The following is a 15,519-nucleotide window of genomic DNA, read 5'->3' as shown; positions in this document are numbered from 1 at the left end:
CCCATCAGGTTATTTCTATTTTTAAAAACTCATGATAAATATTCTAAAACTGTAAGCTTGCACTCAGAACCCACTTAATCACCAGTTAAATAAAGGAAAATTTATTTTAATATTGAGATATCATTTGTACATGGACCAATTAAAAGTAGCACTACCTATCTATAGATTTATATTATTAACTTATAAATGAAATGATCCATCCAGAAAAAGCCAGGTGTCAGATAAAGATAATAAATAGTAACAATGCCCTGGACGGCTCTATGTTTTACTCAAAACATACATTCGCTAGAAAAATTTTTTATTCTGACTGCGATGATGACTTATCCTGATAACTCGGCCTTTCAAAAATCATCAAAAGCTTTGGGATGGCGCTCTAATGGAGTAACCATTTCCATGCTAGAGAAATATATAAAAACCCTATGTTAGTTACATCCTCGCTGATGAGACAAATTGAGACATCAATTGTTTTCCAAAATTCACTAAAAAAATGGGTACATTCCCACCAGCACAGTAAAAAGGTTATCACTCGTAAGCGCAGAGGGAACTTTGTCTTACTAAATTCAAATTGTTGGTCAGAAAAAGTTAGTTCAATCTCACACTTTGAGTGTTAAATTCATAGTATAATGGCATTACTTTATAAATTAGCTTAAGAAATTCACAAACAATCTATTTATCATTTAATGACTGGCTTAATAGATTATTAGCGGTACAAAAATTTAGTATGACTACCAACATCCAGGAACTTTATGCTTCTGAGCCAACAGGGTTGGCAACATCCACTTATCGTCACGTGCAATACTGGCAAAACTTGGGGTTTCCAAGAGATAAGTTAAAGAATATATATGGTGATCATTACGCTAAGTTACAGAACTTACAACATCGTGTACCAGTAAGATTGACAGGGCAAGCACTTCAAGAAGTATCCAACTACTTCAGTGATAACACCATAGCGTTTCGTACCGGTCTAGATGTATCAATTTCCAGCATTCAGGCATTTGCGCATGTCTTAATGGCTTGCCCTACCGTTCGCCATCTTGTTAGCCTTGGCACGCAATTCCAGCAACTTGGCACGCAAGGCTATCAGGGATTATTCAGTGAGGGGGCTGAGCGCTCCAGCTTTGATATTTTAATTCCCAGCTTTTCACCATTCACTACACAACAAGTCGAATTGAATATTGGAATCATCTTCAAACTAATTTCAGATATTGTTGTCGATTATGAAAGCTGCCACCCAGTTATTCACTTCACTCATCATAATTCTGAATTGATGAACAGTGCACCATCATTGATTAATGTTCCCATTGAATTTGGACATCAAAAAAACTGCATCAGTTTTGATAATTCTATACTTGATAAACAATTATGCAGTCCAGGGAAACCCTCTCTTGACTTCAATAAACTGGCTGCCAAAAAACAGCTCCAGAAGATGAAATCAGATGAGTCTCTACCTAATCGATGCAAAGATATTATCAAAGATTACTTACCTGAGGGTGCGGCCAGTCTGGATTTTTTAGCAGATATACTACAAGTTAATAAGCGCTCCTTGCAGATTCGCCTAAATGCACAAAACACTTCTTTCAGGCGTATACTGGATTTAGCTCGGAGGGAGAAGTTGAATTCACTGGATATCCAATCCATGGATAAAATGCAAATTGCAAAAGCATTGGGATTCTCAACGGTTGTTGCATATGAAGAATCCTATAAACGCTGGAGAAATACTTGATCAAATAAGTCAATATTCAGACAAGCCAGGCAATAAGTAAATCAATATATTTTCCACCAAGATGAGCTTATTTAAACTCTAAAGATCTGGCCGTTAATATTACAGTGAGTTCAAATACTATTAGCGAGTATATAGCTATGGCTTGGCTTATATCACTCGCTCCCTTAACAGTTTAGCTGATTGTTCTGGAGTAAACACTCCAATATTTTTCAGATAAAATTATATCATGTTAGTGTTAGCGCAGCTCCCCCACTATACATCGATCAATATCTCCCTGAGTATTTTTTAATTGCTTCAACTGTTTTTGGCTCTCAGACAGCACAATATTATTTGCTTGATATTTAGGTTTGAACTCCATTAAACGCTGGTGGGCAGTGCGATAAATATTCTTCGCTTCTGCACTCATAAGAAAATCTGTCATTACACTACCAAATAACAAACGATAACTGAAAAATGCCCCTTCAAGCTGTGCTCTCTGTAGCAAAGTAGATGGCCCAGAAGAAATATTCCTGGCTCTATAGGTTGCGGGAATATCTATCTTACAGATATTTTCCACATGCTCCTTCGACTCAATTTTATATTCACAGTTGGATTTAAAATCCTGCTTTAGTCTTTCGATATTTTTCCCAAAATTCGGATCTGACTGACCATAAACAATCCTGGAAACTTCAAGAAAAATCATCATACCTCCACACATCATACAGGGCTCCAGAGTGCTATAAATCGTAGTATCAGCCAGGTAATCAGTCTCTTTACCCCTGCACTTACTACCAATACACTGCTGCATTACTCGCACTTCAGCATGTTGGGTTTTATCGCGACACAAGCCAACAGCATTGCGCTGCACTCCTAAAATTTTGTCCTGCTTATTGTCATACAGGACCGCTGCAATATTGTACCCTCGCTTTTGCTTTTCTTTTGGATCCACCCAATCCAAGTAAGCAACCGAGTATGCGAGCAACATCAATATCTCGTCTTTTTCCTGCTGGATAGGTGAATTGGGTATTAACTCAGCTTTCGCACTCAAGGCAAGCATTCCGAAAAACAAATATGAGATAAAACGCAACATACAATACCCGAGGCGTTCCAATTGATTAAAGCCATTCCTTGGTTAGCGCAATCACAGTTTCTATCCGCGCCGGCATCACTTTGTGGCGGCGGGTAACCAGAAACAAAGTCTCACTGATAGAGTGCTCCAAGCGATGGGGTTTAATCTGCCCGAAATTCTTAAATGCATTTACTGCATGGGCAGGCAGTACAGTAAAACCCAAGCCCATACTGACAGGTTCTAGAATCAAGCTAATTTGGTTCGAAAATCCCTTAAGAGCAAACATATCCACATGTTGAAAGTCGGGATAATTGGCGCCCAGCAACAAGCCCGCCTGATGGGCGCCATCTGGGTGGCCGATGTATCCGAGCTGTACCAATGAGTGCCAACTCAACCTCTTAACTGACGCAGGGGTCACCAAAAGTAGCTCCTCCCTCCCCACGGGCTGGCTTGCTATTTCCGTCAGCGTCGAGGGGGTGGTCATAAACCCGATATCCGCCTTGTATCCAAGTATGGATTCTTCTACGCCACTATTAGGGGCGAAGCGATAGTCTATGGTGAGTTTCGGGTATGTCTTCTGCAAATTCAGTAATTTGGGGTATAGCTTTAGCCCGACACTACCGGGAGACTGGATTCTCACTTGCCCTTCATAAGCCGGATCTTCACTAAGGCGTTGACCCAGTGTAGAGAGAGAATCGACGATATCTTGGGCTTCGATATATAACTTTTCACCCGCCTGGGTAAGGGTGAATTGCTTTCCATTCCTCTGGATCAGAGATAGCCCTAGAAAGTCCTCTAACCGACGCAAGTGCTGACTGACGCCAGACTGGGTCATGTGCAGGTGCTGCGCCGTTCTGGTAAAGCTGCCCAATTCTACCAATGCACAGAAACTGCGCAGCCACACAGGATTTATCATTACAAAAATTACTCAAAATAATCACAAATCATAATTATACGTAATGGATTATCCACAGTAACTTAGAAACGGACGTAACTTTTGGAGAACCACCAATGAAGAATGTTTATCCGAGAAATTTTTCTCACTTCGGCATATCGGTGCCAGACCTGGAAGCGGCTGTTAAGTTTTACACAGAGGTCATGGGGTGGTATCTGATTATGCCGCCAACGGAAATCAATGAAGATCATAGCGCTATTGGCGAGATGTGCACCGATGTCTTTGGGGCCAAATGGGGTAGCTTTCGCATTGCCCACCTGTCAACCGGTGACCGTATCGGAGTAGAACTATTCCAGTTTCCTAATCAGGAAAACCCAAAAGATAATTTTGAATACTGGAAGACTGGTATATTCCACTTTTGCGTGCAGGACCCAAACCTTGAAGAGCTGGCTGAAAGGATAGTCGCCGCCGGTGGTAAAAAGCGCATGCCCAAGCCCAGGTATTACTATCCGGGAGAGAAACCCTATCGCATGATTTATATGGAAGACCCCTTCGGAAATATCCTGGAACTCTACAGCCATAGCTACGAGCTGATCTATAGTAGCGGTGCCTACACCTGATACTGTACATCTTAAAAGCTTGGGTTAGAAAAGGGCACCAGAGATTTTCCGGTGCCCTTTTCTATTTGGGAAGTATACCTCTAGGGCCAACTTAAGACTTTTATTTTCCGCAGGTAATCAGCAACTTCCTGGCCAAGAATGGAATGCTGGTCTTCATCGAGATGAATACCATCAATATCACTAACCTTGACTAAAGTGTTGGCATCCAGGTAGTGGGTGCCTAGCTCCCGGGATACTTTTTCCAGTTCTGCCGGAAAGTCCTTACAGCGCTGCTCAGCCCCCGCAAATTTATGGCCGATAATACCTTTGGGGTTATTGATAGCCAATGGAGCAATAATCAATATTTTAGGAATCGACATGCCGGGCTCAATGGGTGCTTGTCTGATTACTGACACCAACTTTGCCACCCCCTGAGCGGCCATCCAGGCTTTATTATCATGAGTATCCTGGAAATCATTGGTTCCCAACATCAACAGAACACACTTTAGTGGTGAGTGCATTTCTATCACTTGCGCCAGGCCATCAACCCCCTTCCGCCCCTCCCGGAACGGATCATCCCACACTGTTTTACGACCATTCAGGCAGTTTTCTATCACCCGCACGTCACAGCCTTTTTCATTCAAGCTTCGCTCAAGTACTCCAGGCCAACGCAAGTGAAAAGCCATACGCTTCCTGGTATCAGGGATGACGCCCCAGGAAACACTGTCAGAGTAAACCAATACATTTTCCATTGTTACATAACTCCATTGAGCCACTAAAAAACCTATCGGATTAATGAGCTCCTCAGCTTGAGGGTACCGCCAGGTGCGCAATACCGCGTAGGGTCAACCGAGATATTACCAATGCGGCCACACCACAAGTTGCGATTGCAGCGGTCAGAGGCTGGGGAGTACCATCAAATACCAGACTGGTTAACACAATCGACAATGCACCCAGTAACATTTGCAGGGCTCCGCCCAACGCTGCAGCGGTGCCTGCAATAGGCCCATGCTCCTCAAGGGAAAGCACCATTGAAGTGGGGATTACCAGGCCGAGAAACACGTTGGTCGCCAGTAGCATTGCCACTAATAAAACAAACTCATCAAAACCGGCAAAAGTCACAGCGCACATCACAAGAGAACTTATGGCAAAACCGGCAGTGGCCCACTTCACCACTGCTACTGAACCAAAACGCATTCCAAGATTTGCAGCAAATTGACTTGAAACAAAAAAACCAAGGGCATTTAAAGCAAACGCCAGGCTGAACCCTGTCGGAGTAAGACCGTAAAACCCTGTATACAAAAAAGAAGCCGTAGCAAGAAAGGAAAAGAAACTGGCAATGCCCAAGCCACCTATGCAAGTCAATCCCATGTAAACCGGATCGCGTAAAAGTGTAGAAAAAGCCCCCAACATGGCACTGAACTGGAATGGAACACGATGCTTTCGCTCAAGCGTCTCCGGTAAACTGCTTACAGCCAAAAGTAGACTGGCGAGGGTTAACAGGGCAATCAGGATAAAAACACTGCGCCAGCCAAAGGGTACTATTAAGATACTGCCAATCAGCGGCGCCAGCATCGGGGAGATAGAAATTACCAGCATTACTGTAGTCATCAAGCGGGTCGCACGAGCACCGGTATAATGATCACGTATAACCGCTCGTGGAATAGACATTACTGAAGCAGCACCTACTCCCTGCAAAAAGCGCAAAGCTATTAGCGATTCAATGGTCGGGGCCACAGCGCAGCCAACTGATGCAAGGGTAAAAAGAAGTAGCCCGAAGTACAGGGGGGGCTTGCGCCCAAACATATCCGAAGCCGGCCCATAAATAAGCTGGCAAACTCCAAAAGCAATGAAATAAGACATCAGGGTGTACTGTGCTGCCTCAATAGGGGCACCAAAACTTGCTGCAATATCCGGCAATGCCGGCAAATACATATCGATAGCGACTGGGCCAACGCAGCTCAATAGCCCAAGAATCAGCGCCATCTTAATTAAATCTGACTTCATATAAATTTCCGTAGTACCTATAAAATTCTTATGTGGTATCAAACAATTATTGCCAATAGTTTTTGGCCAATATCAAATGGGTTTGCATATTCCCTTTAGCACTTTTGTTGCTCTGTTTTCATTCCAAAGCCTCCCTTGCACTTTGAGGAAAATCAATCACCCACTCAGACTAGAAGGCAACTTATTTTAGGCCTAGCACCATCCAGCTGTAACGGTGCATGTAATGCTCTGACTTTTTAGTCGATCACTAATATCCATTGAGAAAACCATTCTCCACTTGATCGCCTAAATGGAAGTAAGGCTTTGCCAACACTACCAGTTTGCTTGCAGTGACTGAGGTTAACGTTATGCAGAAGCTTTCTAGTTACGGTCACTTTTCTCCCTCTGGGGGTTGGGAGTCTATGTGTACGTCGAAATTGAGAGCCCTGCTGTAGTTGTGACCAAGCCCGTCCGCTTACGGCAACCTCTATTCCCCCAACACCGCCTAAAACGGCGCCTTCCGCTTAGTCTTCGCCCCAGGCTGCAGCGCAAACCGCAGAAGATCCCTCTTTTTATAGCCCAAACTCCCTGCTGGATTATCAGCCTCCACCCAGAGGGAGGAACCGTCTATAACCTTCTAGAAACCCTTAAGTCCCAAAGACTGCGAACCGCTTTAGTCAGCGGTGTCGATGGACGCTCTGCCCTTCCCAGGTTTGAAGGTGATGAAGTCCTTTGCAATCGTACAACCCGTTGGCGCCACCTATGCGCACTTAAAAACTCTGAAATTGGCTGCTACTTAGCCCACTTGCGCACTATCCGTCTCGCCTACCAAACCGGTCTCAACCGGGTTTGCATCCTGGAAGATGATGTACAGTTGGAGCCGGATTTTGGCAAAATACTGGCCGAGCTTGAGCGCCTACCGGAAGAAGTTGAAATGATCCGGCTGATGGGGCTTAAAGTGCGCAAACGCAAGATTATCAAGACACTGAATGACGGCATTCACAAGCTGGTTCGCCCTGAACGCGGCTGGTGCGGTGCCCAAGGGTATTTGCTTAACCGTAAGGGTATGGAAAAGATCCTGGGCCATGCCAATCGTATTTTCGAGCCGATTGATAAAGTCTTTGATCACTTCTGGCAGTTTGATCTGAAACTGTATGGTGTAGAGCCTCATTTGCTTTGGGAAACAGCGCACACCTCAAGCATCGTAAAGTCGAATGTGGGACGAGCAAAAGTTGTGCGCTGGCTCTATTGGGTACATCCATTTGGCAAATTGTGGCGCAGTGTCGAGAGACATATTTATTTACTGCGGCATTACCAGGCCTTCTATCCTGCACAAAAACCGAAACAGAGGCCTGGTCGCACTGCGAGAATGAAGTTGTAATCAGTTTAAATATCCCAGACTCTTTGCATTTTCAGGAACATAAATGAAGCCGTCCATGTGATCATAACCAACCCCGTCAGCGCTTCCAGCCCTGCAGTAAAGCGCAAGTGCCCCAAGGGTTCGATATCCCCAAAGCCTAAAGAGGTATATGTGGTAAAGGAGAAGTAAGCACAGTCGAGCAGGCTGCCATTAAAATTGCCCACTAAAGTCCCAAAATAAGGCGAATTCACCATAAAGTAGTAACCGTAAGCAAACAGCCAGATTTCTGCTACATGAGCCAGGAGGGCTCCAAATACTCCAATTACTATGGCGAAATTATGCCGGACAGGCAACCAGCGCCCTAAGTGGACCAGAGCGTTGAGGACCTCATGGTGAATCAGCACGACAATTGCCACAATGATGCTGTTCACCAGGAATGCAAAAGCCAGTTCAGCGTCGAACATGAAAAAACTCGCGCACCAGTTTTCCAGCTTCCTCCGCCATCACTCCAGACTCTACGGCGATCTTATGATTGAAAAAACCTGCCTCCCCTAACTTTAACTGGCTCTCCACCACGCCCGCCCGGGGCTCGGTGGCACCGTACACTAGCCGGTTGACGCGAGCGTGAACCAGGGCACCGAAGCACATGGTACAGGGCTCTATCGTTACATAAAGCGTTGTATTGGGCAGGCGATAGTTCTGTTTACCTTCAGCAGCTCGACGCAGCGCCACTATTTCCGCATGGGCACTGGGGTCACAATTCCCGATGGGACGATTGCTGCCTTCGCCAATAACCTTGCCATCCTGAACCAGCACTGCTCCAACAGGCACCTCACCCCTCTCTGCGGCAAGTTCCGCCAATTCCAGGGCCCTGCGCATAAATGCATAGTCTTTTGGTGTTGCCATAAATCTCTTCTAGTTACTTCTATCAACCCGAGCTGCAGCCATGGGAGAAATCATTTCGCTACCCTAAGTAAAACCTACTTACGCTTGATAAAGCGGCGCACAATAAAGTCGGCTTCCAGAACCAGGCTGTCCTGTTGCTCCAATTCTGCACGGGCCTCTCGGCAGCCTTTCCAGGCAAAGGGGGTCATGGCGAGAAAATCGGTAATCGCTTCGTGCCCCTGCAACTTAAAAGGAAAGCAACAGCGCATATCCACCTCAGGGTAAAGTTCCTCAACCAATTTTGGCGCAGGGTGTTTACGTGGCTCTTTATATAGCTGGCCTTTTAGGGTCCAGAGGTGGTCCGGTCCAGGTGAAACATCCAACAGCTGCCCCCCCACTTTTAACACCCGCAGCATTTCTTCATCCGGGGCCGGCGCAAAAATGCGTAGCAAGTCATCTACGCTATTCGAGGATACCGGCAGGTTGACATTACTGGCCACAATAAACTGGGCGCCACTATCAGATTTAGCTGCCATACGCACACCGGACTTTGAAATATCCACACCAGCCAGGGCATGACCATGCCACCCAGCGGATTCCAGTTGGCGTAAGTAATATCCCTCTCCACAGCCAATATCCAAGAGTTTACGACCTGATTTCGGTGGCAACAGCGCTGCAATTGCATCTACTAATGGGCGGTAATAACCCGCCTTGAGAAATCGGCGCCGCGCGCGCAACATCTCAGCTGAATCTCCCGGTTCCTTACGACGCTTGCGATAAACCGGTAACAAATTAACGTAACCTTCCCGTGCTCGATCAAAACTGTGCCGGTTACTGCAGTGCCAGGTTTCTTTTCCCAGCGTCAACGGCTTTGCACAGAGAGGACATTGCCAAATCATTCAACTTCCTGAACTTGAGTATTCTTCATCATTGATGGCGGCGTACGCTGCAAGATCAGATCCGCCGCCTTTTCTGCAATAGCGATCACCGGCGCATTGGTGTTGCCGCTGATCAGGGTGGGCATTATGGAGGCGTCCACAACTCTCAGTCCATCTACACCATGCACTTTTAGCTCAGCATCGACCACCGCAAGATCATCATTGCCCATCTTACAGGTTCCCACCGGGTGATAAATTGTCTCGGCATGCTGACGAATATAGTGCTTGATAGAAGCCTTGTTGGTGAGCTTTTGATCGGGCAACAACAACCGTTTCTGATAGCGCAGCAAATCTTCCTGGTTAATGATGTCCCGAGACATCTCGAAGGATTCCACCATCACCTGCATATCATCTGGTTCGCTTAGGTAATTTGGCTGGATACTCGGCAGCGCCTTGGGGTTCTCAGTATTGAGGGTGATTTCCCCACGGCTTTTAGGGCGCAATGCACATGCATGCATCGTGTAACCATACCCAGATTGTTTAGTAAGACCGTGATCAAAAGATGGCACTGCAGTGAAGTGAAACTGTATATCCGGGCAGCCATTAGCCAAGGTTGAACTGGCGAAGCCCCCAGCTTCAGCAACATTACTGGTTAATGGCCCGCGGTTCAGGAAGAACCACTCAGGCGCGCGCGTAGCGTGCTTCAGTTTCGCCCACAAGTCATTTGCAAAAGTGATTGGGGCCGAGGTTTTCACTACCTGGGAAATATCCAAATGGTCCTGGAGGTTCTTCCCTACCCCAGGCAGGTGATTCTGCAGCAGAATATCAAACTTCCGCAGTTCCTCCTGGGGGCCAATACCTGAGAGTAATAGTAGGTGCGGAGACTGAATCGCCCCAGCACAGAGTAAAACCTCCTTATTTGCCAGGATCTTTTTGCCGTTGAGCAACTCCACCCCCACTGCCCGATCGCCCTTCAACATGAGGCGCGCTACCGGGCTGCGGGTCAATACCCTTAAATTGGGACGTTTCTTGACTGGATGCAAATAAGCCGCAGCGGCAGAACAGCGGCGCCCATGACGTTGGGTTACCTGGTAAAAGCCGACTCCACTCTGCTGGCTGCCGTTAAAATCATCATTTAACCTGTGCCCGACAGATTGTGCTGCCCGCAGGAATGCTTGTCCCGACTCAGTCTTCCATTTCAGATCGTTAACTGAAAGCGGACCATAGCCACTGTGATGGGCATCGCTGCCACGCTCATTACCTTCAGACAGAAGGAAATACGGCAGCATACTACGCCAACCCCAGCCCGGGTTGCCGGCAGCTTCCCAGGCATCATAATCTGCACCATTACCGCGAATATAAACCATCGCATTAATAGAACTACTGCCACCCAGGGTGCGACCACGAGGCCAGAACAGGCGCCGTTCGTGCAGGTGTTCCTGGGGTTCTGTAAAGTGATGAAGGTTGTAACCGGTCCCGGAAAGCAGCATACCTATCCCCAGGGGCATGGAGATCAGTGGGCTGCGATCTGGAGGGCCCGCCTCCAGCAGGCAGACCCGATGTTGCTCATCAGCACTCAAACGGTTAGCCAATACACAGCCGGCGGAGCCGGCACCTACGATCACATAATCAAACACCATTTGAGTGGACATGGGACCTCAGCACCTTTGCAGCTGGATTTGTCATGACGGTACACTCAACCAGAAAGAAATTACATAGACGAAAAGGATCAAAGGTGAAGGATTACGAGTTCAGTGATAATAAAATCCTGCAAAGCTGGCACAAAAATGCTGGGGAGTGGGTGAATGTTATTGATCGAGCGGCTATTCCCAGTCGGGAGTTAATCACCAACCGCGCCATTATCGAAGCTATTTTGGCGCACAACCCTACAAATGTCCTAGATGTGGGCTGTGGCGAAGGCTGGTTGGCCCGCAACTTGGCAGCTAAAAATATTGATGTCTACGGTATTGATGCCGTAGCCGAACTCATTACAGAGGCACAGCATCGCAGCGGGAATTATCAACAATTCCTGACAACCAGCTATGAAGATCTGGACACGAAAGCCTTGGGGCAAAAGTTTGACCTGGTGGTGTGTAACTTCTCGCTGATCGGTGAATCGGCAACGGAGGTTTTTTTCCAGAAAGCTGGCAGCCTACTCAACCCTGGAGGCCACTTGCTGGTCCAGACATTACATCCTTTGATTTCTTGCGGAGAGCAGGATTACACAGATGGCTGGAGACCCGGCACCTGGGAAGGGATCGAAGGGAATTTCGAAGAGGCCGCACCCTGGTACTTCCGCACCATATCAAGCTGGGTTGATCTGTTTACCCAAAATAACCTGGTACTGCCCTCCCTGAAGGAGCCCCTCAATCCCACAACAGGACTTCCAGCCTCACTTATATTGTGCGGCCGGCTAACAACCACTTTGTAGTGCCCTGAGCAAACAAGCCAACACTCACTCTCTGTGGAAAAGTGGCATTAAAAGTTCAGTATAGAAAATTATCACGCCAAGCTGCGGTTTTAACCGATCTGGGTCTTGGTAGACCCATGGATATTGACCCATAACTCAAGATCAATTTTTCATTAGCATTAATCTGGCAATATCAAAAAAATAATAAAAAAACATTGGCGTCCTGCTGCTCACATCTGCGACTGCTTGGACAAAAATGGAAAAGTGTCCAGTTAATGCGGCCTGCAGAAAATTAACCGTCAATCCCCGACTGTCCAGTAAGTGAAGTTGTAAGAGCCGCCTATTTTATAAGGGATAACGCTTTGATTTGGGTGTCCCATAATAAATTTAACGACCGCTTACGGCGTCCCGATGAGAAGTAACACCCTGGGGTAAATCGAATGGTACTCTGCAACTTCAGAATCAGACAGGGAAAGACCTTACCAACAACTGTGGGATTGCTCCTGCTTCCCGCCTGCTGCTTCTGCTCCGCTGATGACTTATTTATCCCCGACTCCCAACAGGCCCTCAATTTACAATCCGGCAATCTTTACTTCTCCGATAGCGCCTTCGCTATGGGCAATGCAGACCTTCTCCAAGCAGCAGATTTCCTCCGCAACAACTCCATGAACAGTACGCAGAGGCGTCTTAACTACCAATGGCTGAAGATGCATACCTACCCTTCTGAACACCGACCAACTACCGGAGGCAAGGCCCTGGTCAAAATCCTGAAAATGGGTTTTGAGACCTATAAGCAACGTAATAAACGCACAGCCCGGAACAGCCTACTGCGCTATACCACCAACCGCGGTAAGATTGGCAACTCTGTCGATTATGGGTTTAGCCTCTCAAACGACAAATTCAAAGTCTCCTTCGAGTACGAATTCTAGTACTGGCAAGCGGCCTTTCCTTGCATAGCTTCAGGTTTGTTAGAATCTCCGCCATCTGAATTTGGCGGAGATTGCCGTGAGTACCTCAAATACCCCAACTACCTTCCCAGAACTACCTATAGCCGGTGTTGGACGGCGCCTTGCGGCCCTGATGTACGATTTGCTGATCCTGATGGGGCTAATGATGGTCTATGGCTTCGTCGCCTTACCTGTCGCATCGGCAATTGGAGGTCTCAACTGCCAGCCGGAAGCCATGGATTACAGTCCTTGTGTGGGCGGCCCGATTTACCAGTTGGGTGCAGTTGCGGTCATCGCAGGATACTTTTTTTGGTCCTGGCGTGTGGCTGGGCAAACTGTTGGTATGCGCGCCTGGCGTCTCATCGTAGCCAATCCCGATGGCGTCCAGCTTTCATGGCGTCAATGTATCCTGCGTGCTGTAGTGGCACCAATATCATTGGCATGCCTTGGCCTCGGCTATTTTTCCGCTTGGGCCAGGTCTGATAAGGCCAGCTGGCACGACCTGATATCTGAGTCCCAGGTGCGCCTACTGCCCAAAAAGAAAAAGTGATTCGCTTCAGCGGGCGCGCTTAAGTAGTAACCACCCCACTATGAAGCACAGAATTATGGGCACCACCACGGCCAGTAGTGGTGGGAAGCCAAAAACCAATGAAGATGGACCAAGCATATCCTGCACTGTCTGGAAAACAATACCGACAATAATGCCGGTAAAAACCCGTAACCCCGTGGTTACCTCGCGCAAAGGCCCAAAGATAAAGGAGATCGCTACCATCACCAGGCTGGCAATGGTGAGTGGTTGCAAAAGCTTTTTCCAGAACTGCAGCCAGTAGCGACTGGAATCCTCGTCCTTGCGATCGAGAAAGGTACCATAGGACCAGAGATCTCTCGGGGATAGGTCTGAGGGTAGCGGTACAATGAGCGCAAAAAGCTCTGGGGAAATCTCGGCATTCCAGCTACTGGCTGGTACCAGTTCACTCTGGGTATTCTCCGCTGAAAAGCTGGTAATACGACTGTTTTCCAACTGCCATTTATCCCCTTCGAACTGCCCACGCTCAGAAAACTCTACGCGTTTAAGCTCCTGATCACTGTCAAAGTGATAGCGGGTTATTCCGTATAGTTCGCCATCCGGCAGGGCCGCGTTGAAATGCACAAATTCCCCGCTGTCTTTCAGCCAAAGACCACTCTCCAGACCGGTGGCCTCCAGTTCTCCGAGCGCGCGGGCACGGTTGTTCTCAGCAATGACATTTGTCTTGGGAATAACAAATTCGGCCAGTGCCAAACCGATCAGGATCAGCAGGATAATCGGCTTCATCACAGCCCAGGCAATACGCCCGATCGATACTCCAGCAGCGCGCATAACCGTCAACTCGCTGGTCCCGGCTAAAGTCCCCAGGCCAACCATACAGCCAACCAGTGCGGAAAAACCTAACTGCTCATAAATCCGTGCAGGAAGCTTCCACAAAACATACTGCACTGCCTCCGCAAAGCCGTAGCCTTCCTTGAATTCTCCCAGTTGATCGACAATGGCAAATACAATATCCAGCCCGAGGATAACAAGAAGTACCGCACCCACTGCCAGGGCTATGGTTCGACCAATATACAGATCAAGCCTTAGCATTTGTCGCCTCCCCTACTCCCTCTGGGCGCAACTTGGGTTTGCGCCGCCAGTTCCTCATAGCCAGCAACAACAAACCGATCAATAGGAACGGCGGATGCACCAGCCAAATCACAGAGGGGTTGGCAAACTTGCCGTCCTCAATGGCACCACGAACGCCCTGCAGAGTTACCAGGTATATAAGGTAAAGGAGGATCGCAGGGATCATCTTGGCAAAGCGCCCCTGCCGGGGGTTTGTTCGGGATAAAGGGACAGCCAACACGGCGACCACTAGCACTAAAACTGGAAGGCTGAAGCGCCAGTAGAGGAATGCCTTCTCTTTGGGGTCATCACTCTTTAATAGCTGCAAGGTGGGTGCTGATTCCATCTGGTCACGCCAACGATTGCGCAATTGAGGAACCTCGAGCAGCACCTCATAAGTGTCAAACTCCATCTGCCTGTACTCACGCTGCCCAGGCACCCCTGCATAACGATAACCATCGCGCAACACCAAATAACGCAACCCTGTCTCAGGGTCGACTTGCTGCACACCCTCGCGCGCACGGGTCACCACTTGATGGTTTGCCTGTGTCTCCTCCTCAGTCGCACCCAACTCAGCCAGGAAAACATCCTGCATTGTGGACTTATCCTCACTAAGGGACTCAGCGTAATAGACTGCTCGACCGCCACTGGTGGAGATAAATTTCTTTGGTATCAGGTGGTCGAACTCGTTGCGGGCTTTCTCAATATTGAGCAAGTTAGTAGAGCGTGCCACACCTGCAGGAGAGAAATACAAGCTCATGGAAGCCACGACCAGAGCCACCATCAATGCTGGAGCCAGGGTATACATCAGCAGTCGCCACTCGCTGAAACCACAGGCATGCAACACTGTCATTTCACTCTCAATGTACAAGCGACCGTAGGCGAGCAGTATCCCAACGAAAAGCCCCAGGGGCAGCACAAGTTCAAGGAACCCCGGCAGACGGAACCCCATCAGGGAGAAAAGAATATTAGCCGAGATATCACCCGCGGCAGCCTCCGCCAGGTATTTAACAAATCGGCCACTCATCACCATTAAAAGTAAAACAGCGCTGACTGCCAGCGTGGCAAACAGCAGCTCACGGCAGAGGTAGCGGAAAATAATCACAGGGCGAACGTATTCCTTGGTGACAGCGGTGTGATGAAATCTGGACT

The 15,519-nt window shown here is 47.9% G+C and carries 16 protein-coding genes; 6 read left to right on the top strand and 10 right to left on the bottom strand.

The genetic code is table 11. The features are described from left to right. The first annotated feature begins 721 nt into the window (after positions 1-721). On the top strand, positions 722-1,723 hold the full coding sequence (locus ACJJJB_RS02595; RefSeq protein ID WP_282951408.1) for an AraC family transcriptional regulator ligand-binding domain-containing protein: 1,002 nt from the start codon (positions 722-724) through the stop codon (positions 1,721-1,723). A gap of 235 nt (positions 1,724-1,958) precedes the next feature. Here the strand turns inward: ACJJJB_RS02595 and ACJJJB_RS02590 are convergent, their stop codons facing one another. Continuing rightward, a complete protein-coding gene (locus tag ACJJJB_RS02590) occupies positions 1,959-2,750 on the bottom strand; it encodes a nucleoside deaminase (RefSeq protein ID WP_445365684.1) in 792 nt (263 codons plus the stop codon). Positions 2,751-2,817: 67 nt separating this feature from the next. Beyond that, positions 2,818-3,687, bottom strand: a complete 870-nt coding sequence (locus tag ACJJJB_RS02585; RefSeq protein WP_020412248.1) for a LysR family transcriptional regulator — start codon at positions 3,685-3,687, stop codon at positions 2,818-2,820. A 95-nt stretch (positions 3,688-3,782) separates the two neighbouring features. Between ACJJJB_RS02585 and ACJJJB_RS02580 the strand changes: the two genes are divergently transcribed. Continuing rightward, entirely contained in the window at positions 3,783-4,286 is a 504-nt protein-coding gene (locus ACJJJB_RS02580) for a lactoylglutathione lyase family protein (RefSeq protein ID WP_445365683.1), read from the top strand. A gap of 80 nt (positions 4,287-4,366) precedes the next feature. Here the strand turns inward: ACJJJB_RS02580 and ACJJJB_RS02575 are convergent, their stop codons facing one another. Then, positions 4,367-5,017, bottom strand: coding sequence for an SGNH/GDSL hydrolase family protein (locus ACJJJB_RS02575; RefSeq protein ID WP_353376838.1), 651 nt, complete (start codon positions 5,015-5,017; stop codon positions 4,367-4,369). Between the two features lie 52 nt (positions 5,018-5,069). Then, positions 5,070-6,272, bottom strand: coding sequence for a multidrug effflux MFS transporter (locus tag ACJJJB_RS02570; RefSeq protein ID WP_445365682.1), 1,203 nt, complete (start codon positions 6,270-6,272; stop codon positions 5,070-5,072). Between the two features lie 403 nt (positions 6,273-6,675). Here ACJJJB_RS02570 and ACJJJB_RS02565 point away from each other — a divergent pair, with 403 nt between their 5' ends. Beyond that, on the top strand, positions 6,676-7,632 hold the full coding sequence (locus ACJJJB_RS02565; protein WP_445365681.1) for a glycosyltransferase family 25 protein: 957 nt from the start codon (positions 6,676-6,678) through the stop codon (positions 7,630-7,632). A gap of 5 nt (positions 7,633-7,637) precedes the next feature. Here ACJJJB_RS02565 and ACJJJB_RS02560 read toward each other — a convergent pair whose 3' ends face one another. From ACJJJB_RS02560 to ACJJJB_RS02545, 4 genes are all read right to left on the bottom strand, one after another. Continuing rightward, positions 7,638-8,075, bottom strand: a complete 438-nt coding sequence (locus tag ACJJJB_RS02560; RefSeq protein WP_445365680.1) for an ion channel — start codon at positions 8,073-8,075, stop codon at positions 7,638-7,640. Next, positions 8,062-8,517 carry a tRNA adenosine(34) deaminase TadA gene (tadA, locus tag ACJJJB_RS02555; RefSeq protein ID WP_445365679.1) on the bottom strand — a complete coding sequence of 152 codons (456 nt, stop codon included), beginning with the start codon at positions 8,515-8,517 and terminating at the stop codon, positions 8,062-8,064. The genes ACJJJB_RS02560 and tadA overlap by 14 nt, the downstream gene beginning before the upstream one ends. A 74-nt stretch (positions 8,518-8,591) precedes the next feature. Continuing rightward, positions 8,592-9,395: a putative RNA methyltransferase gene (locus tag ACJJJB_RS02550; protein WP_020412241.1), complete on the bottom strand. Its 804-nt coding sequence runs from the start codon at positions 9,393-9,395 to the stop codon at positions 8,592-8,594. Beyond that, positions 9,392-11,026, bottom strand: coding sequence for a GMC family oxidoreductase (locus ACJJJB_RS02545; protein WP_445365678.1), 1,635 nt, complete (start codon positions 11,024-11,026; stop codon positions 9,392-9,394). The genes ACJJJB_RS02550 and ACJJJB_RS02545 overlap by 4 nt, the downstream gene beginning before the upstream one ends. Before the next feature lie 83 nt (positions 11,027-11,109). On the opposite strand from ACJJJB_RS02545, the gene ACJJJB_RS02540 reads away from it, so the two are divergent. The 3 genes from ACJJJB_RS02540 (at position 11,110) to ACJJJB_RS02530 (ending at position 13,281) form a co-directional block, all read left to right on the top strand. Beyond that, a complete protein-coding gene (locus ACJJJB_RS02540) occupies positions 11,110-11,805 on the top strand; it encodes a class I SAM-dependent methyltransferase (RefSeq protein WP_445365677.1) in 696 nt (231 codons plus the stop codon). Between the two features lie 419 nt (positions 11,806-12,224). Next, on the top strand, positions 12,225-12,713 hold the full coding sequence (locus ACJJJB_RS02535) for a hypothetical protein (RefSeq protein ID WP_020412238.1): 489 nt from the start codon (positions 12,225-12,227) through the stop codon (positions 12,711-12,713). A gap of 76 nt (positions 12,714-12,789) precedes the next feature. Further along, a complete protein-coding gene (locus ACJJJB_RS02530) occupies positions 12,790-13,281 on the top strand; it encodes an RDD family protein (RefSeq protein WP_020412237.1) in 492 nt (163 codons plus the stop codon). Positions 13,282-13,287: 6 nt separating this feature from the next. Here ACJJJB_RS02530 and lptG read toward each other — a convergent pair whose 3' ends face one another. Together lptG and lptF are read right to left on the bottom strand one after the other, a co-directional pair. Continuing rightward, positions 13,288-14,349, bottom strand: coding sequence for an LPS export ABC transporter permease LptG (lptG, locus tag ACJJJB_RS02525; RefSeq protein ID WP_445365676.1), 1,062 nt, complete (start codon positions 14,347-14,349; stop codon positions 13,288-13,290). Further along, positions 14,336-15,472 (bottom strand): LPS export ABC transporter permease LptF, encoded by a 1,137-nt coding sequence (gene lptF, locus ACJJJB_RS02520; protein ID WP_020412235.1) that lies wholly within the window; start codon positions 15,470-15,472, stop codon positions 14,336-14,338. Before lptF ends, lptG begins: the two co-directional genes overlap by 14 nt. Positions 15,473-15,519: the final 47 nt, after the last annotated feature.

This window comes from Microbulbifer variabilis (assembly GCF_052468405.1).
The sequence above is the reverse complement of the archived record's forward strand: the minus strand, read 5'-3'. Positions and strand labels throughout refer to the sequence as shown.